The 18,279-nt window shown below is 33.8% G+C and carries 20 protein-coding genes, 1 tRNA gene and 1 other annotated feature; of the genes, 19 read left to right on the forward strand and 2 right to left on the reverse strand.

Annotation, left to right across the window (positions count from 1 at the left end; genetic code table 11):
- Positions 1-16 precede the first annotated feature (16 nt).
- Both JCM14822_RS00770 and JCM14822_RS00775 read left to right on the forward strand, forming a co-directional pair.
- A complete protein-coding gene (locus tag JCM14822_RS00770; protein WP_054738765.1) occupies positions 17-1,000 on the forward strand; it encodes a 3-oxoacyl-[acyl-carrier-protein] synthase III C-terminal domain-containing protein in 984 nt (327 codons plus the stop codon).
- Positions 1,001-1,014: 14 nt separating this feature from the next.
- A complete protein-coding gene (locus JCM14822_RS00775; protein WP_054738767.1) occupies positions 1,015-2,949 on the forward strand; it encodes an AMP-binding protein in 1,935 nt (644 codons plus the stop codon).
- A 119-nt stretch (positions 2,950-3,068) separates the two neighbouring features.
- Here the strand turns inward: JCM14822_RS00775 and JCM14822_RS00780 are convergent, their stop codons facing one another.
- Positions 3,069-3,992 carry an alpha/beta hydrolase gene (locus JCM14822_RS00780; protein WP_054738769.1) on the reverse strand — a complete coding sequence of 308 codons (924 nt, stop codon included), beginning with the start codon at positions 3,990-3,992 and terminating at the stop codon, positions 3,069-3,071.
- 520 nt (positions 3,993-4,512) lie between these two features.
- A tRNA-Leu gene (locus JCM14822_RS00785) sits at positions 4,513-4,594 on the reverse strand.
- Between the two features lie 191 nt (positions 4,595-4,785).
- Between JCM14822_RS00785 and JCM14822_RS21400 the strand changes: the two genes are divergently transcribed.
- The 17 genes from JCM14822_RS21400 to JCM14822_RS00870 form a co-directional block, all read left to right on the forward strand.
- Positions 4,786-4,968: an RNA polymerase sigma factor gene (locus JCM14822_RS21400; protein WP_054738771.1), complete on the forward strand. Its 183-nt coding sequence runs from the start codon at positions 4,786-4,788 to the stop codon at positions 4,966-4,968.
- A complete protein-coding gene (locus tag JCM14822_RS18905; RefSeq protein ID WP_242861359.1) occupies positions 4,955-5,383 on the forward strand; it encodes an RNA polymerase sigma factor in 429 nt (142 codons plus the stop codon). The genes JCM14822_RS21400 and JCM14822_RS18905 overlap by 14 nt, the downstream gene beginning before the upstream one ends.
- A 19-nt stretch (positions 5,384-5,402) precedes the next feature.
- Positions 5,403-5,645 carry a hypothetical protein gene (locus JCM14822_RS00800; RefSeq protein ID WP_054738776.1) on the forward strand — a complete coding sequence of 81 codons (243 nt, stop codon included), beginning with the start codon at positions 5,403-5,405 and terminating at the stop codon, positions 5,643-5,645.
- Positions 5,646-5,777: 132 nt separating this feature from the next.
- Positions 5,778-5,963, forward strand: a binding site (T-box leader).
- 74 nt (positions 5,964-6,037) lie between these two features.
- Positions 6,038-7,423, forward strand: coding sequence for a glycine--tRNA ligase (locus JCM14822_RS00805; protein ID WP_054738778.1), 1,386 nt, complete (start codon positions 6,038-6,040; stop codon positions 7,421-7,423).
- Between the two features lie 451 nt (positions 7,424-7,874).
- Positions 7,875-10,508 (forward strand): pyruvate, phosphate dikinase, encoded by a 2,634-nt coding sequence (ppdK, locus tag JCM14822_RS00810; RefSeq protein ID WP_054738780.1) that lies wholly within the window; start codon positions 7,875-7,877, stop codon positions 10,506-10,508.
- A 321-nt stretch (positions 10,509-10,829) separates the two neighbouring features.
- Positions 10,830-11,102: a helix-turn-helix transcriptional regulator gene (locus JCM14822_RS00815; RefSeq protein WP_054738782.1), complete on the forward strand. Its 273-nt coding sequence runs from the start codon at positions 10,830-10,832 to the stop codon at positions 11,100-11,102.
- Positions 11,103-11,230: 128 nt separating this feature from the next.
- The gene (locus tag JCM14822_RS00820; RefSeq protein ID WP_083461198.1) at positions 11,231-12,202 is read left to right on the forward strand and encodes an AAA family ATPase; all 972 of its coding nucleotides are present in this window, start codon (positions 11,231-11,233) and stop codon (positions 12,200-12,202) included.
- Positions 12,199-13,026, forward strand: coding sequence for a 5-methylcytosine-specific restriction endonuclease system specificity protein McrC (gene mcrC / locus JCM14822_RS00825; protein ID WP_330377201.1), 828 nt, complete (start codon positions 12,199-12,201; stop codon positions 13,024-13,026). Before JCM14822_RS00820 ends, mcrC begins: the two co-directional genes overlap by 4 nt.
- Positions 13,027-13,076: 50 nt before the next feature.
- Positions 13,077-13,229, forward strand: coding sequence for a hypothetical protein (locus JCM14822_RS25350; RefSeq protein WP_330377202.1), 153 nt, complete (start codon positions 13,077-13,079; stop codon positions 13,227-13,229).
- A 49-nt stretch (positions 13,230-13,278) separates the two neighbouring features.
- Positions 13,279-14,124, forward strand: a complete 846-nt coding sequence (locus tag JCM14822_RS00830; protein ID WP_054738784.1) for a hypothetical protein — start codon at positions 13,279-13,281, stop codon at positions 14,122-14,124.
- 78 nt (positions 14,125-14,202) lie between these two features.
- Positions 14,203-14,958, forward strand: a complete 756-nt coding sequence (locus tag JCM14822_RS00835) for an AAA family ATPase (RefSeq protein WP_157047570.1) — start codon at positions 14,203-14,205, stop codon at positions 14,956-14,958.
- 472 nt (positions 14,959-15,430) lie between these two features.
- Positions 15,431-15,877: a hypothetical protein gene (locus JCM14822_RS00845; protein WP_054738790.1), complete on the forward strand. Its 447-nt coding sequence runs from the start codon at positions 15,431-15,433 to the stop codon at positions 15,875-15,877.
- A gap of 107 nt (positions 15,878-15,984) precedes the next feature.
- Positions 15,985-16,236, forward strand: coding sequence for a hypothetical protein (locus JCM14822_RS00850; RefSeq protein WP_157047571.1), 252 nt, complete (start codon positions 15,985-15,987; stop codon positions 16,234-16,236).
- A gap of 72 nt (positions 16,237-16,308) precedes the next feature.
- Complete coding sequence (locus tag JCM14822_RS00855) at positions 16,309-16,578, forward strand: hypothetical protein (protein ID WP_054738794.1); 270 nt, start codon at positions 16,309-16,311, stop codon at positions 16,576-16,578.
- Between the two features lie 75 nt (positions 16,579-16,653).
- The gene (locus JCM14822_RS00860; RefSeq protein ID WP_172674740.1) at positions 16,654-17,373 is read left to right on the forward strand and encodes a macro domain-containing protein; all 720 of its coding nucleotides are present in this window, start codon (positions 16,654-16,656) and stop codon (positions 17,371-17,373) included.
- A 50-nt stretch (positions 17,374-17,423) separates the two neighbouring features.
- Positions 17,424-17,759: a hypothetical protein gene (locus JCM14822_RS00865; protein ID WP_172674741.1), complete on the forward strand. Its 336-nt coding sequence runs from the start codon at positions 17,424-17,426 to the stop codon at positions 17,757-17,759.
- Between the two features lie 90 nt (positions 17,760-17,849).
- On the forward strand, positions 17,850-18,279 hold a 430-nt coding region (locus JCM14822_RS00870; protein ID WP_172674742.1), incomplete at its 3' end, for a vWA domain-containing protein.

The following is an 18,279-nucleotide window of genomic DNA, read 5'->3' on the forward strand; positions in this document are numbered from 1 at the left end:
ATTAAGGAGAAAAAAAATGAGCCATGTACAAATAAAAGGGATAGAAGTATATTATCCAGAAAATGTGAGAAATACTGATGAAATTATTGAAGAATTTAAGCAAATAGGAGAGGATGTTGAGGTAAAAGTAAAAGAATTCTTTGGAAAAGAGGAATTACATTTAATTAACAATGATAAAGAAAATAGTGTAACAATGGGAATAGAGTCAACTAAAAAGGTATTAGAAGCAACAGGTATAAAAGGATCAGAAATTGATATGATTGTATTCTCAAGTATGGTGCCAGAATATTTTTCGCCACTATGCTCCTTGATTATACATAATGCAATAGAAGGGAAATCTTCGGCTGTTTGTTATGATATGAATGCTAACTGTATTGGAATGAGCTTGTGCTTAGAACAGGTTACTAGACAAATGGAGACTGATTTGAGTTTAAATAAAGTTTTAATAGTAGGTGCAGATTATGTATCTGTACATACAAGGAAATTAAATCCAATTTTATATCCTAATTTAGGAGATATGTCTTGTGCAATTCTTTTAGAAAGAACAGAAGAAGAATGTGGAATAATTGCAAGTAAACATTATGTCGATAGCAAAAAAATAGATGAAATGAGATATCCTATTTGTGGTATGTCAAACATTAAAAAAGCTAAAAAAGAAGATTTATATGGTAAATGTGAGCTTGGGAACCCAGATTTAGAAGTATGTTTGGAACATATAAATGGTGTAATAGAAGAAAATAATCTTTCAATTGATGATATTTCATTATTCTGCTGTTCTCAGTTTGCTGAGTTTAATTTACAATATTTAGGTGATAGGTTAGATGTGCCAGAAGAAAAGATTCCGTATGTAGCAGATAAAATTGGTTATGGGGGAACTTCATCTCCATTTATGGCATTAAATGAAGCAGTTAAAAGTGGAAAAGTAAAACATGGTGATTACATACTAATATGGACAATAGGGGCAGGAGAACAATACATAACATTATTGATGAAATACTAAAGGGGAAAAAACTTATGAAGAATGATATTGTAAGATATATTAGATATTGGAGTAAGGAGACTCCAGATAAGAACAATTATACATTTTGGTCATATGTAAATGGAGAAAAAAATGAACATCATATAACATGTAAAGAAACTTATGAAAATGCACGTATTTATGCAAGCTACTTAAAAAAGATAGGTTTGCAAAAAGGTGACAGAATAATTATTTTAGCAGAGCAAAGAGCAGAAACAATATATGGGATTTACGGAAGCTTAATGATAGGTGCAATATTTATATTAGTACCTATGGTAAATGATACAAATAAACAACAAAGACTTATTTCAACAATAGAATCTTCTAGGGCTCAATATATTATATATAATGGACAGGAAATACCAAATAGAGAGAATATGTCAGTTGAATTTATTAATACACAAGATATGCTAGATGTTAATGCAGATGAATTAGTAGAGTATAATCCAGATGATTTTCAAGATGATGATGTTGCTTTTTTACAGTATACATCTGGATCTGTTAATGCACCTAAAGGTATTATGTGTACACGCAAAAATATTATGGCAGGAATCAACAATTTACAATCTGTATATAAACTTACACAAGATGATATAAATGTTAGTTGGCTACCATTTTATCATGTTATGGGGCTTGTTTATGGAATATTTTATGCGGGCTATATTAATCGAAAAGAAATTATTATGACAACAGAAGTATTTCAAGAAAATCCCCTTAGATGGTTACGAGGAATCTCAAAATACAAAGCAACATTCATTTTAGCGCCTAACTCAGCTTATATGACATGTGTTAAGATGGCAAATGAAGATGAGGTAAAGAGATTAGATTTTTCAAGCATTAAATATATGATAAGTGCATCAGAAATTATACAAAAGAGTAACTGGGAAGCTATATGGAATACTTTTAAACAATGTGGGTTAAGAAGAGAGGCATTAACACCAAACTATGGGTTATCAGAAGCTACAGGAGGTGTAACAATAGGAAGAAATGGATTGAAATATTTTGAAGCTGAATGGAAGCAACTTCAAAATAACATAGTTACAGAGGTTTCTGGTGAAGAAAAAGTAGGGCGAACTTTATCTGGTGTTGGAGCAAGTTCACCAGTATTGAACACAGTGATTGTTGATATAGATACATTAGAAGAATGTAAGGAGGGGAAGATAGGAGAAATCTGGATACAAGGCGATAGTGTAGCATTAGGATATTGGAAGAATGAAGAGGCTACTGAACAAACATTCAAAGCTACATTGCCTAATCATGAAGGAACATTTCTAAGAACAGGTGATTTAGGAGCAATTATTAATGAAGAAGTATATGTAACTGGACGTATTAAAGAAATGATTGTAATAAACGGTCGAAATATTTATGCTAAAGATATTGAGTTATATGTAAAACAAGCAATTCCAGAGTTAAAATCTGTTGTAATGTACAGTTTTACAGTGCCTATAAGAAAGAGAGAACGTGGTATCATAGGAGTAGAGTTTATTGATAGTGTAGAAAATTATAAAAGATTAGTAACACAGATTAATAGTATTATGTACGAATACTTTAATTTTGAAGCGTATGATATCTTTTTTGTAGCACCTAACGGCTTACCAAGAACAGATAATGGTAAACTAGCAATAATGAAGATTTATCATGCCTATGTAGGAAAGAATTTAGAAATACTATATAGCTCATTAAAAGATGAAAGAGAACATCCAGTATCAGAGTTTAATGAATCAGAGTTCAAAATTAAAGAGATATTTGAAAGTATTCTAGAGACAAAATGCAAATCTAGTAAAGATAATTTCTTGGAATTAGGTGGAAGTTCTTTGGAAATATTCAACTTGCTTATGAAAGTAAAGAAGGTATTTCAAGTAAAAGTTACAGTAAGAGATATTATGAAGAATCCAACGATTGAAGGAATATCTAAACTTGTATGCAAATAGTATCAGTATATTTTATTAAATAATCCCTATTTTTATGTTAATAAATTTAATCTAAAAATAGGGATTATTTATGAATGTGTATGAAAAATAATTAATTCTAGATACTTTTTATAGGATTATTAATCGAAATTATAGCAGGTATGTATAAAGGTTTTGATTTCTTCCCAAGCAAGTTTACTTTCTGGTAAATTAGGGAGGAGCTCTTGGAAACAATGGCACATGCCAAAATAACTTGAAAATGTTACAGAGCAACCAGCAGCAATAGCTTTTTCTGCTACTCTTTGAGAATCATCATAGAGCATTTCATATGTACCTACCTGGATGAGTAAATTAGGAAAGTTAGAGTAGTCTCCATAAAGAGGGGAAAGGTAAGGTGTTTTAAAATCTGTATTAGCTCGGTAGAGTGTTTTGTAAACTTGTTGAGCGAGAGGATATTCTTGCTTCCCTATGATAATATCATTTTTGGCATTAAGAGTATGTGAAAGTGAAGTGTTATTAACCTCAGTCCAAGGAGAGAGCGCTATAACACCTTTAGGAAGTGGTAAATTATGATCCTTAAGATAAAGTGTAAGTGCCAATACCAAACCACCACCAGCAGATTCGCCAGTTAATAAAATATCATCTCCAGTATAGCCTGAATCAAGAAGATAGGTGTAGGCAGTTATACAATCTTCAAGAGCAGCAGGATAAACATACTTTGGAGCAATGCGATAGTCTACATTTATAACTTCTGCATTATTACCAAGTTGAGAAAAAAGAACAGCTAAATTACGATTGGTATCTAATAAAGGCCAAATATAAGCACCACCATGTAACATTAAAATCACTTTGCCATTCTTGCCTTTTTCAGGAATTAGACGTTCGATAGGAACATTATTAATGGTTACTTTTTCTAAAGTATAGCCTTCCGGTGGTAACCAATTAGACGTAATTTTTTCGATAGGAGCAGAACAAAGTTTAAAAAACTCTGATAACATTTGATTAGTAATAGGTGTAGCAGTTTCTAATGTGCCAACTACATTTTGTAAGTTTAGATTTTTCATATGAATTCTCCTTAGTATAAGTTAATAATTTTTTGCTTAATCATAAAGTGGAAATGTGGTTTAGTTTATAGATTATATGAGATGAGTTTCAATAAAACTTTTAATTTGTTGACAAGCTAATTTACTCTCAGGTAATTCAGGAAAAGCTTCTTGAAAACAATGACACATACCATAGTAACTAGAGAATGTGATATCAACACCTGCTTGTTCACATTTTTCAGCAACAAGAACAGAATCATCATAAAGCATTTCACGTGTGATGGCAGTAGTAGTTTTAGCTGAGCCAATGACATTTTTTTTTAATTTAAACTTTCCATAGTATCCTCCTTTGTAGAATGTATAAAATACTCGATTAAAGTGTTAAATGATAAGTAAATACTTTAGTGATGAATTACCTACAAATAGTCTAATATACTTAATAATAAAAATAAATATAAAATTCACTAAATTTTATAAAAAATAAAGAGATAACTCTATGTATTATGAGTTATCTCTTTATTAGTCAAAGTCATATGAATACTGCCGCTGGTCGGACTCGAACCGACACGTACATAATACGCTTGATTTTGAGTCAAGTGCGTCTGCCATTCCGCCACAGCGGCCTATAAATTACTTAGGACAAGTATTATATTAACATGAATCTTAGTATATCGCAAGTGTCATTTTGATTTTAATAAAAAAATGTAAAATTGGATGCATATTATTAGAGTACGTATAATGTTGCATAAGTCAAAGATTATGTTTTAAAATAATAGCCTTCAAAAAAGATAACATAGAAAGGACAGAATATATAGTGGAACAGCAAGCATTAATTCAAGCTGCTATAAAAGGTGATTTTAAGGCGTTTGAAACACTTATAGAATTGTATGAAAATAACATTTATAAGTTATGCCTTAAAATTATGCAAAATGAAGAAGCAACAGAAGCTTTTCAAGAAGTTTGCTTAAAGAGTATGGAAACAGCTGAAACATTATAAGGGTGAGGCTAAACTTAGCACATGGATTTACCGTTTAACAACTAATCAGTGTATTGATTTATTGCGTAAAAGTAAGAAACATACAGGACATCTTTCAATTTTTCAACGGAATGAAAAAGATGAGGAATGGTTATTAGAAGATGAAGCCAAAGACAATGTGGCACTAGAAGTTGAGACAAAAGCATTACAGGAAGTCGTACAAATAGGGTTTAAAGAACTTAAGCCAGAACATCGTGTCATTATTGTACTAAAAGATGTAGAAGAATATTCTTATGAAGAAATAGCAGAGATTTTACAGATTTCATTAGGAACAGTTAAATCTAGACTTTTTAGAGCAAGAAGAGCTTTAAAGAAAATTTTGGAACAAGATAAGGAACCTTATAAATCTTTTTTCGTCAAAGAAATTAAGGAGTGAATAAAATGAAGTGTAATGAATGTCAAGAAGCTTTATCAGCTTACATATTCCAAAGGAAACAACTGAGATGGTTGAGGTGGCAATGGATGAGAGCATACAAAGTCGTAATTTACAAGTACCGGAAATAGCAGCCTATATGGAAGATGAAGCAGAAGAGGAAATAAGTGATGAAATAGGAACTGTAGCCACACAAGTATGGCAGATAGAAACAGATGAAGTGTCTGATTTAGAAATATACTTGAAACACTATTTGATACTTTAGTGGTTCAAGATTTTACAAGAAGTCTTATAAGAATTACAAATACGGGGGAAAATATTAAGATTATCGTAAAAGCCTAAAAACAGACTTGACAGTTTATGGGATTTTTGATACATTAAAAATTAAGAAAGCTATATTATTACGATGAAAAAGAAGAGTAGTAAGGAGTAAGGCATATTAGCGAGATTGGAATGGTGGGAGCCAGTTATGACACTTTTTATGAAGGCACTTTGGAGTAAGTTTTAAGTAAAAGAGGAATGCAATGAATTTCATTGAATTCAATAAGGGTGGAACCGCGGAAGATAACCTTTCGTCCCTTACTGGTAAGGGATGAAGGGGCTTTTTTTATGTTTTTACCTTTTCCCATATATTGATAATTTTAAGGAGGAACTAAAATGCAAGAAAAAAGCATGCAACAAATCGTAGCGGTAGCTAAATCTAGAGGATTCGTTTATCCAGGTTCAGAGATCTATGGTGGTCTTGCAAATACTTGGGATTACGGTCCACTTGGTGTAGAATTCAAAAACAACGTTAAAAAAGCTTGGTGGAAAAAATTCATCCAAGAAAGTCCATATAATGTAGGGGTTGACTGTGCAATTCTTATGAATCCACAAGTATGGGTAGCTTCAGGACATGTAGGCGGTTTCAATGACCCACTTATGGACTGCAAAGCATGTAAAGAACGTTTTAGAGCAGATAAAATTATTGAAGATTACCTTCAAGAACAAGGTACACCAGAAGTAGTAGATGGTTGGTCAAATGAACAAATGCAAAACTTCATTAAAGATAAAGCAATTGCTTGTCCTACATGTGGAGCACATGACTTCACGGACATTCGTCAATTTAACCTTATGTTCAAAACTTTCCAAGGTGTAACAGAAGATTCTAAAAACACAGTATACTTAAGACCAGAAACGGCACAAGGCATCTTTGTTAACTTCAAAAATGTACAAAGAACAAGCCGTAAAAAAGTACCATTCGGTATTGGTCAAATTGGTAAATCATTCAGAAATGAAATTACACCAGGTAACTTCATCTTCAGAACAAGAGAATTCGAACAAATGGAAATGGAATTCTTCTGTAAACCAGGTACAGAACTTGAATGGTTTGATTACTGGAGAAGCTACTGTAAAAACTTCTTATTAAGCCTTGGTGTAAACGAAAATAATATGAGACTTCGTGATCACTCTGCTGAAGAACTTTCTCACTATAGTAATGCAACAACAGATATCGAATTTAAATTCCCATTTGGTTGGGGAGAACTTTGGGGTATTGCATCTCGTACAGACTTTGACCTTACAAGACACCAAGAAACATCTGGTCAAGATATGACATACTTTGATCCAACAACAAATGAAAAATATATTCCATATGTTATTGAACCATCATTAGGAGCAGACCGTGTAACACTTGCATTCTTATGCGAAGCATATGATGAAGAAACATTAGAAGATGGTGATACAAGAACAATCTTTAGATTTCACCCAGCTTTAGCACCAGTTAAAGCAGCTGTATTACCACTTTCTAAAAAGTTATCTGAAGATGCAATCAAAGTATTCGATATGCTTGCTAAAGACTTCAATGTTGAATATGATGAAGCAGGTTCAATCGGTAAACGTTATAGAAGACAAGATGAAATCGGAACACCATTCTGTATTACATTTGACTTCGATTCATTAGAAGATAATAAAGTAACTGTACGTGATCGTGATACAATGGCACAAGAACGTGTGGCTATTGAAGATTTAAAAGCATACATCCAAGAACGTATGGCATTTTAATAGATTATAAAAAAGCACAAGATTTAAATCTTGTGTTTTTGTGTATAAAATAGATATAACTAGGGAAAAACGTTAAAATTATAGCAAATTATCAAAGGAAATAAGTTAAAAAAGTAGTATATATGGAAAATTAGAATATAGCAACTGCAATAAAATATAAAAAATATAAAAAACATACAACACCTAAATTAGTAGAAGCAAATAAAGGATATTACTTAAATATGATGAATATTCCTAGAAAATACAATCAAAATAGTGAATGATGATATAAAATTAACAAAATATTTATTACAAATATATAAAAGTATTTAAAATTATAATATTTTATATTAAAAAGTAAAATTTATGATATAATGTAGGAGAAATAAAGAGGACAAGCATTTCAAGATACCGCCAAGTCTTAAAGTGCTTAGAGACTTTATTATGTGAAAATTAGGAGGGAATATTCAATATGGCAACTAAATGGGTATATTTATTTAAAGAAGGTAACGCAGATATGAGAAACCTTCTTGGAGGTAAAGGTGCTAACTTAGCAGAAATGACAAATCTCGGTCTTCCTGTACCACAAGGTTTCACAATTACAACAGAAGCTTGTACACAATACTATGAAGATGGAAGAAAAATTAACGATGAAATCCAAGGACAAATCATGGAATACATCGCTAAAATTGAAGAAATCAATGGTAAGAAGTTTGGAGATAAAGAAAACCCACTTTTAGTATCTGTTCGTTCAGGTGCTAGAGCTTCAATGCCAGGTATGATGGATACTATCCTTAACCTTGGATTAAATGAAGATGTTGTAGAAGTATTAGCTAAAAAATCTGGTAATCCTCGTTGGGCATGGGATTGTTATAGAAGATTCATTCAAATGTTCTCAGATGTAGTTATGGAAGTTGGTAAAAAATACTTTGAAGAACTTATTGATAAAATGAAAGAAGAAAAAGGCGTTACTCAAGACGTTGAGCTTGATGCAGACGACTTAAAAGAACTTGCAAATCAATTCAAAGCTGAATACAAAGCTAAAATTGGTGAAGATTTCCCAAGTGATCCTAAAGTACAATTAATGGAAGCTATTAAAGCAGTATTCCGTTCATGGGATAACCCAAGAGCAAACGTTTACCGTCGTGATAACGATATTCCATATTCTTGGGGTACAGCAGTTAACGTTCAACCAATGGCATTCGGTAACATGGGTGAAACATCTGGTACAGGTGTTGCTTTCACACGTGACCCAGCTACTGGTGAAAAGAAACTTATGGGTGAATTCTTAATGAATGCTCAAGGTGAAGACGTTGTTGCTGGTGTTCGTACGCCACAAAAAATCGAACAATTAGCCGAAGTAATGCCAGAAGTATTCGAACAATTTAAAGGTGTATGTGCTAAACTTGAAAACCACTACAGAGACATGCAAGATATGGAATTCACAATTGAAGACCGTAAACTATACATGTTACAAACACGTAATGGTAAGAGAACAGCTCAAGCTGCTCTTAAAATTGCTTGCGACCTTGTTGATGAAGGTATGAGAACACCTCAAGAAGCTGTTGCAATGATTGATCCTAGAAACTTAGATACATTACTTCACCCACAATTTGATGCAAAAGCATTAAAAGCTGCTACTCCAATGGGTAAAGGTCTTGGTGCTTCTCCAGGAGCTGCTTGTGGTAAAGTTGTATTTACAGCTGAAGATGCTAAAGAATGGGGAGCAAGTGGTGAAAAAGTTGTACTTGTTCGTCTTGAAACATCTCCAGAAGATATCGAAGGTATGAAAGCTGCTCAAGGTATCTTAACAGTTCGTGGTGGTATGACATCTCATGCAGCTGTAGTAGCTCGTGGTATGGGGACATGTTGTGTATCTGGTTGTGGCGATATCAAAATGGATGAAGCAAATAAAAAATTCGAACTTGCTGGTAAAACATTCCACGAAGGAGATTTCATCTCTATCGATGGTTCAACAGGTAATATCTATGAAGGTATCATTCCAACGGTAGATGCTACAATTGCTGGTGAATTCGGAAGAATCATGGCTTGGGCTGATGAATTCAGAAAACTTAAAGTTCGTACAAATGCAGATACACCTGCAGATGCTAAAAAAGCTCGTGAACTTGGTGCAGAAGGTATTGGTCTTTGCCGTACAGAGCACATGTTCTTCGAAGCTGATAGAATTGCTGCATTCCGTGAAATGATTTGTGCAGATACAGTAGAAGAAAGAGAAGAAGCTCTTGAAAAAATTCTTCCATACCAACAAGGAGATTTCGAAAAATTATATGAAGCTCTTGAAGGGTGCCCTGTAACAATTCGTTTCTTAGACCCACCTCTTCATGAATTCGTACCAACAGAAGAAGAAGATATCGAAAAACTTGCTAAAGCACAAAACAAATCAGTTGAAGATATCAAAGCTCTTATTGATTCATTACATGAATTCAACCCAATGATGGGTCACAGAGGATGTCGTCTTGCAGTTACATATCCTGAAATTGCTAAAATGCAAACAAAAGCTGTTATCCGTGCAGCTATCAATGTTCAAAAAGCACATGCAGATTGGACAGTTAAACCAGAAATCATGATACCACTTGTTTGTGATATTAAAGAACTTAAATTTGTTAAAAAAGTTGTTGTTGAAACTGCAGATGCTGAAATCGCAGCAGCAGGTGCTAATCTTCAATACGAAGTTGGTACAATGATTGAAATTCCAAGAGCTGCTCTTACAGCTGATGAAATCGCTAATGAAGCTGACTTCTTCTGCTTCGGTACAAACGACTTAACACAAATGACATTCGGTTTCTCTCGTGATGATGCTGGTAAATTCTTAGATGCTTACTATGATACAAAGATTTTTGAAAACGATCCATTTGCTAAACTTGATCAAACAGGTGTAGGTAAATTAATGGAAACAGCTATCAAACTTGGTAAACCAGTTAATGATAAATTACATATTGGTATCTGTGGTGAACATGGTGGAGATCCATCTTCAGTAGAATTCTGCCATAAGATTGGTCTTGATTATGTATCTTGCTCACCATTTAGAGTACCAATCGCAAGACTTGCAGCAGCACAGGCAGCTATCGCCGAGTCACGTCAGTAAAAGATGCAAGCTGTTTTTTGGGAACTTTTGAAATCTCCAAAGATTTCATGAGACAAAGTATGAGGATTTATCATCCGGAAAATACTTTCCATTACCCAGAAAAGCTTGAAATAAAGCTATTCCTAGTATAGGGTGTCTGCTTAGACACCCTATATTTTTTACTTAAGAATAATTTCAACCAGGCTGTAATGAGAGCTAGACACAAGAAATTGTTGACTGCATTCGACTAAAATTTTGTCAGAAGTTCGGGAAATCCGAACAGTGAAAATTAACCATTTTGGAAAAAGTTCGGAATATCCGAACTTAGAAGGAGGTTCAAAAATGTCGGAATTTACAGCTAAAAAGCTTAAAGAAGCGCGTGTTAGGGCAGGTTTTACTCAGGATGAAGCTGCAAAGCTCATGAACTTGAAGAAGACGACCATGAGCGAAATGGAAGCTGGGAAGAGAAGTATATCTGCTGATGAACTTGCACAGTTCTCTCGTATTTATGAAGTTGATGTAAGAGAATTACTGTTCCTAGAGTTTACAGAAGCCGGTGAAGAGCAGAGACTTGCAGCTAAGTACAATTCGTTCTTTAAATTACTTGTTGTCTAGGAAAGTCCTACTTTCCTGGCTGATTTTACAAAAATTCCATCAATGAATCATTTTCCGAGGACCATCCAAATATAAGACGAGTTAAATGGACTGATAAAGTTAATTGTCATACAGAAGATACATTTGCCATGAAAACTCTTACGGATATTACGAATTATCCGGATTTTCTGGAAAAAGTATTATCAGTGTTTGAAGGAGGGAAAGAAGATCCAGAAGATGTTAAGGTTATAAATTATCCTAAGTATACGTTAGAAGAGTTTTTCAATCAGGTATATATAAGCGAAGAATCTTACAATGACATAGTGGGTGTGCTTGAAAATAAAAAGAACATTATTCTTCAGGGAGCTTCAGGCGTTGGTAAAACATATATTGCTAAGAGATTGGCTTATTCCATCATGGGTGAGAAAGATGTAAATCGAGTTATGATGGTTCAGTTCCATCAGAGCTATTCCTATGAAGATTTTGTCATGGGCTTTAGGCCTTCGGCGACAGGGTTCGAATTGAAAAAAGGTGCTTTTTATAATTTTTGCAAGAAAGCAGAAATTGATAGCGACAACAAGTATTTCTTCATTATAGATGAGATTAACAGAGGAAATCTTAGTAAGATTTTTGGCGAGTTATTCATGCTAATTGAAAATGATAAGCGCGGAAATAAAAATAAATTGCAGTTGCTGTATTCAGATGAGATGTTCTATGTTCCTGAGAATGTATATATCATCGGAATGATGAATACTGCGGACAGAAGCTTGGCAATGATGGATTATGCGCTTCGAAGAAGATTTGCTTTTTTCAATATTGCACCGGGATTTGATTCAGAAGGCTTTAAAGCGTATAAGACTGATCTTGACAATAGCAAGTTTGATTCGCTCATTGCTTGTGTACAGGAATTAAATAAGAAGATAGCTTCAGATGAATCATTGGGAGATGGGTTTTGCATAGGACACAGTTATTTCTGTAATCTTGAAAAAGAAGATATTACTGACGCTAAGTTGCATGCAATTGTAGATTATGAATTAATACCAATGCTCAAGGAGTACTGGTTTGATGAACCGCTAAAGGTAACAGAGTGGAGCGATAATCTAAGGAGAGCAATCAAGTGATAAAGATTCAAAACATTTATTACATGCTTGCGTATGCTTATCAGGTTTTAAATGAGCAAGGGTATAAAAGTATCGCTACGGAAGAATTTGAAAACACTGCGGATTTGTGCTCAGCAATCTTGGCAAAGGGATTAAGCACACAGATCAAACGTGGATTAGGAAAAGAGTATATACCGGCAACAGAAGCTTTGTCGTCACTGCGTGGAAAGATAGATATATCGGATTCTATCAAAAGCCAGACATTGATGAGAAGACAGATGATTTGTACTTATGATGAGTTTTCAATTAACTCATATATGAATCAGATTATAAAAACAACCGTTCTGGTGCTTTTAAAATCGGATATAAGCTCTAAACGAAAAAAAGAACTAAAAAAGCTGCTGGTTTATATGAGCGAAGTTGATGTACTGGATATTCATTTGATTAACTGGAATCTGCAGTATAACAAGAATAATCAGACGTATAGAATGTTGATCTCAGTGTGTTATCTGGTAATAAAAGGCTTGCTTCAGACACAATCTGATGGTTCAACGAAGCTTATGGACTTCTTTGATGAGCAGCGCATGTGCAGATTATATGAGAAATTCATATTGGAATACTACAGGAAAGAACATCCTGAAATTAAAGCGGCTGCATCACAGATACTATGGCAGCTTGATGATGATTTTAATGAGATGCTTCCGATAATGCAGACTGATATTATGCTTTCTTCTGCTGATAAGACTTTAATAATAGATGCAAAGTATTATGAGCATTCATTACAGCAGCAATATGATAGTTATTCAGTTCATTCCGGGAATCTCTATCAGATTTTACGTATGTAAAAAATAAGGAAGTGGAGCTTAAAAATCAGAATCATGAAAGTGTTTCTGGAATGTTGCTTTATGCCAAGACAGATGAAGTAGTTTATCCGAATCATGAGTATAAAATGAGCGGTAACAGTATAGCCGTTAGAACATTGGATTTGGATAAGGATTTTCCTGAAATTAGAAAACAGCTAGATGGGATAGTTGAAAAGTATTTTTAATTGTATGGGAAAATTTTTTTACAGTCTGATGAAACGAGGAGGAGAATTAATGTTTAATCTTTATTATTTGAATTATACTAAAGCATTTGAAATAGCTATGCAGATAGATAATAAAGTTTTAGAGAAACAAACAAAGGAAAGAAATTTTGAAGGGTCTGCAGACTTGAATGCAAGTGGAGAAACTCCAGAAATTAGCCTGTTGTCAAAAATACTTCCTAAATTAAATGCTGATATCTCTGTTCATGGATCTAAAGCGACAAGGGCGGAAGATACCCTGAAAGTAGTTTCTACTAAATCAACTATACTTAATCCTGTGATTCAGAAATCTGTTGAAGTCAGAAAATTGGGTATTGAACAGGTCGGAAAGCTTTTAAAAATAAGAGATGTATCGTTAAAGATTGCTAATCAGCAAGATATTAGTGGTACAAAAATTCTACTCAGCGGTCTTTTGAAAGATATTCCTGTAGATGGGTTGGGACAGATGGATTTTGGCGCATTATTTAATGTCTTTTTAAAAGATGCATCTTATATTGTTTCCGGCAAACTTCCTGAGAAGGTTAATAAGGATAGAAGAGATAGTGAGAACTCAACAGATAGATTGCTTTTTAAGATTCCTATGCAGATGGAACAAGAAATGGAGAATTCTTATTCAATTTCAGATTTAGAGATTGGTCCAGTGACGCTGATTGGTATATATAGGGGGATATTTAAATACAAAGATATAAGAAAAAAGATAGATATAATATCACAAATGCAGACAGAAAAAGAACCTATCGACATAGATGTTGAGACCGACGAAGAACAGGATAACAAGAGTGATTCATTAGCTGAGCTTGGTCCTGATGATGATGTTCATTATATTGATGTGATTGCAATTATACAGGAATTATTTTGATGAGGTTGGGAGGCTAAAGGCTCGGTGCTAAATAGGATAATACTATATACATATAATTCTAATAATATCGAAGATATTATGGCTGAAATAAATGGGCAACTAAAAATAATAACTTCGAATGATATATACATAGAACTAAAGAAAGAATATCCGTTTAAGGAAATCTTTGAACAATTTAAATATATCGATTTGTCGTTATTGATGCTTGGGGAAAATGAAAGAGCAGATGCTTGGCTTTATTCAGTTATTACTCTTGTACAGGCTTATTTAAATAGTAATAATCATGAAATTAGTTTCATAATGGACAAACGTTATGGAAAGAATGTGCAGATAAATGTTCCGTATTTTATTTCTGGGACAGAACCTCTGGAACAGTACTTGGGGTTGGATCAAAGGATTATTACAAATATTGTAGATATCAGCAATGATGAATTGAACTCTTTAGAAACGTATTTTAACAATAATCTATTTGGAAATGAGAAGTTTAAAAAGAGGTTATTTGAAGAAATTGTTAAGTTCCGTGTATTCAACAAACTTGGAGAGCATAAAATTTTTTCGATTTTTATATGTGGACCTTCGGGTATAGGAAAAACTGAATCTGCATGGCTCTTACATAATAAGTTAGCACCAAAAGAACGATTTATAAAAATTAATTTAGGTAACTATTCTGAGCAAAATGCATTAAGTAGCTTAATTGGTAGTCCCCGCGGTTTTATTGGAAGTAGTAAAGGGGAATTGACTGATAAAATTGAAACAAGTAAATCAAAAGTTATTTTAATTGATGAGTTTGAAAAGGCGTCAGGGAGGTACATAATTTTTTCCTTGAGTTATTAGCAGATGGGAAATTTACAGATTCACTTGGCAGAGAATATGATCTGGATAAATATATAATCATTTTTACGTCTAACTTTTCACCAGACGAGTTTACAAGAAATGTTTCTCCAGAATTAAGGTCTAGGTTCGACTTAAAATATCAAATGAATCAATTAAGCAGCATAGAGAAACATAATTATGTAAACTATAAAACAAATTATTATCTAGCTAAGGTTAAAGAAATTTATAATCTGTCACCTACAAACAAAGAAAAAGATGCGATTTCAGATATTGATTTTTCTGATGTTCATAATTTGAGAGAAATTAATAGATTGATTGAGAATAAGATTACAGAGTATGTTTGTAAGAACTTTAGCGGAGACGGTGTGGAGTAAAAAAGAATGCATTATTTTTTGATGACATAGACGCTTTTAAAGAAAAATTTAAGGAGTATTATCCGTTAGATCGTTGTGAATGTGGCGGATTTCAAGAGATGGAAGTATCTACAGTTGATTTTGCTATAGGTGATAAATTTATCGAAATCACCGGATGTCCAATTTTGAAATGCGGAAAATGTAAAAAAGAAATTGTTGGTCATAGGGTGGTGGATGCAGTATATCAGATTTTTTTTGAATTCGAAAAGCATCCTGGTATAAATACTTGTAAAACCACAATGAGAAGTGATATTAGGTTTGAATATGCTCAGAAAGCGGAATTTATTTATGACAGTAGGGATTTGAATATTCCTGCATGTGATTTTGATTTAGATCCAACTAATAAAGAGGGCTATTCCTTACCTGTATACTTTGATCGAAAAGTATTGAACGGGTTCTATACAGATAATGATTATGAACTTGACTTTTTTTCAGAAAGCTATGGTGAAATAGGGAAAAAAGGAGTGACGGATGGCTTTATGAATGGAAGATCCCATTCGGCATAAACAAGAATGATAGGGTAATATTATTCCTTAGGGATTTAGATCAGATAGATGATGACAGATCTATTTTTATGTTTAAGACTTATAATGTGGATTCTGATCATAAGCTTGTGGAGACGGAATTATATCAAGCTCAAATGAATTGCATTTTTAGTGAGCCTATATTGGAAGAAAGAATAATACAACTCAGAACCGGCTTTTATAACAGAATGATTAAGCAGGTTAATGTTGATTTAAGTCATCTAGAGGATGAGATAAAGCAGAAAAAAGAAAGTGTTGCTAAACCAATTTCTTATTCGGAGCGTGAAGTGTCGACTAATATTATCGCTTTAGATGGAATTCTAAATGAGGGGATTTCATAGGAGGGGCTGAGAGAAATTTCAAGAAAACTAAGTGTTGAAGGAGCTATTGAACAATTACGAACAAGAAAGCTTTTGCAAGGTATTATTGCTAAAAAGGAAGGGGCAGAGAAGGCAAAAGGCATAATAGCACCTTTGTTTCATCTCAATGACTTACGAGTTTGTTTTGCACACTTACTTCCAGAAGAACAAATTCAAAAATATAAGGATGGTATAGTGGAAGCATATGGATTAAATGATTTTTCTGAGTATCGAAGAATGTATGATAGCTTAATTAGTGAGCTATACGAGTTATATAAATATCTGAATTTAGTGGATTTTAGTGATATTCTTGATGATAAATAAATTGAAGGATGTTGATTAATAATGCCATTTCAAATAGTCAGGAACGACATTACAAAAATGCATGTAGATGCCATAGTGAACACTGCGAACCCTATGCCAGGATATGGTGCAGGGATTGATAGTGCTGTCTATGAAGCCGCAGGTAAAGACAAGCTTCTTGCAAAACGTCATGAGATTGGTGCTATTGATCGTGGCACTTTAGTTATTACTGGTGGATATAATTTGCCTGCAAAATACATCATTCATACGGTAGGAACGGCATGGCAGGGAGGAAAAGAGGGCGAAGAGGATATCATTAGAAGTTGCTATAGGAGTGTATTTATGTTGGCTTCGAAGAATGATATCTCAAGCCTTGCAATCCCTCTTTTAGCATCAGGAAGTTATGGGTTTCCAAAGGGGATTGCGCTTAGGATAGCTTTATCTGAGATTGAAGCATTCATGTCTGGAAGTGATATGGATGTTTACCTTGTAGTTTTTAATGAAAAGTCAGTTTCTCTTTCATCAGAATTATATGGCGATATTGATGAGTATATCAATGACAATTATGTAGATGAAAAGAAGCGAGTAGAATATCCTGATCCTTATGGCAGCACTGAAAGGGCTATACGAGGTTCAGAATCATTTGCTGGCGGATTGGCTTCTATTGGTGCTGTTCCTAGATTTTTAAAAGCAAATAAGGCCGAGAAGAGAAAGAAAAAAGGCTCAAATAAAAAAGCTGAATCAATTGAGGCTGCATTTGAATATGAAGAGGAAATGCTTTCTTCTGATATGTGCTTATCAGAGCACCTATATTAGAGGAAGAAAGAAGCCTAGACGATGTTGTAAATAATCTGGACAAAACCTTTATGGAACTTGTTTTTTCATTTGCTGATGCAAAAGGACTTACTGATGCAGAAGTTCAAAAGAAGGCTAATCTTGATAGAAAGGCGTTTTCTAAGCTGAAATGTGGAACTACAAAGAATCCTAGTAAGGCTACAGCTCTTGCTTTAGCAGTAGCTCTTGAGTTGGATTTAGATGATACGAAGGATCTTCTTTCCAGAGCAGGACTGGCATTATCACCTTGCAGTAAACAGGATGTTATTGTTCAGTACTTTATTGAGAAGGAAGCTTATGACATATATGAGATTAATGTAGCTCTTTTTGAACATGGAGAGCAGTTACTTGGAACACAGGCTGTGTAAATGTCGCCTGGCAAGTGACCGGCAGAAACACATTTAGAGATATGATTACCTCAGAAACAAGCAAATAAGCTAATTATGGAGGTAATCACTATGAGAGAAAACTTAACAGAAATCGTATTTATTCTTGACAGAAGTGGCTCTATGAGCGGATTGGAATCAGATACTATCGGCGGATTTAATTCCATGATTGCTAAACAGCAGAAGGAAGAGGGCGAGGCTATTGTATCGACCGTCCTTTTTGATGATGAGACAGAAGTCATTCACGATAGAGTCCCTATTGGTAAAGTAAAGAAGCTTACAGAGGAAGATTATTATGTTCGTGGATGTACGGCTCTTTTGGATGCAGTGGGTGGAGCAATCCATCATATTGGAAACGTTCATAAGTATGCCAGAGATGAGGACAGACCTGCTAAGACTCTTTTTGTAATTACAACTGATGGTTTAGAAAATGCCAGCAGTCATTATTCTTTTAAAGATGTAAAGAAATTGATCAAACGTCAGAAAGAGAAGTATAACTGGG

This window comes from Cellulosilyticum ruminicola JCM 14822, assembly GCF_001311925.1.
GTDB classification, from domain to species: Bacteria; Bacillota; Clostridia; order Lachnospirales; family Cellulosilyticaceae; genus Cellulosilyticum; species Cellulosilyticum ruminicola.

Coding starts and splice junctions, on each gene's coding strand:
- JCM14822_RS00835 (WP_157047570.1), top strand. CDS start 14,203: ATGGCTGAAATAAATGGGCAACTAAAAATAATAACTTCGAATGATATA.
- JCM14822_RS00805 (WP_054738778.1), top strand. CDS start 6,038: ATGCAAGAAAAAAGCATGCAACAAATCGTAGCGGTAGCTAAATCTAGA.
- JCM14822_RS00775 (WP_054738767.1), top strand. CDS start 1,015: ATGAAGAATGATATTGTAAGATATATTAGATATTGGAGTAAGGAGACT.
- JCM14822_RS00770 (WP_054738765.1), top strand. CDS start 17: ATGAGCCATGTACAAATAAAAGGGATAGAAGTATATTATCCAGAAAAT.
- JCM14822_RS25350 (WP_330377202.1), top strand. CDS start 13,077: ATGTTGCTTTATGCCAAGACAGATGAAGTAGTTTATCCGAATCATGAG.
- JCM14822_RS00845 (WP_054738790.1), top strand. CDS start 15,431: ATGGAAGTATCTACAGTTGATTTTGCTATAGGTGATAAATTTATCGAA.
- JCM14822_RS00865 (WP_172674741.1), top strand. CDS start 17,424: ATGGAACTTGTTTTTTCATTTGCTGATGCAAAAGGACTTACTGATGCA.
- JCM14822_RS00780 (WP_054738769.1), bottom strand. CDS start 3,992: ATGAAAAATCTAAACTTACAAAATGTAGTTGGCACATTAGAAACTGCT.
- ppdK (WP_054738780.1), top strand. CDS start 7,875: ATGGCAACTAAATGGGTATATTTATTTAAAGAAGGTAACGCAGATATG.
- JCM14822_RS00800 (WP_054738776.1), top strand. CDS start 5,403: ATGTCAAGAAGCTTTATCAGCTTACATATTCCAAAGGAAACAACTGAG.
- JCM14822_RS00830 (WP_054738784.1), top strand. CDS start 13,279: ATGTTTAATCTTTATTATTTGAATTATACTAAAGCATTTGAAATAGCT.
- JCM14822_RS00820 (WP_083461198.1), top strand. CDS start 11,231: ATGAAAACTCTTACGGATATTACGAATTATCCGGATTTTCTGGAAAAA.
- JCM14822_RS00815 (WP_054738782.1), top strand. CDS start 10,830: ATGTCGGAATTTACAGCTAAAAAGCTTAAAGAAGCGCGTGTTAGGGCA.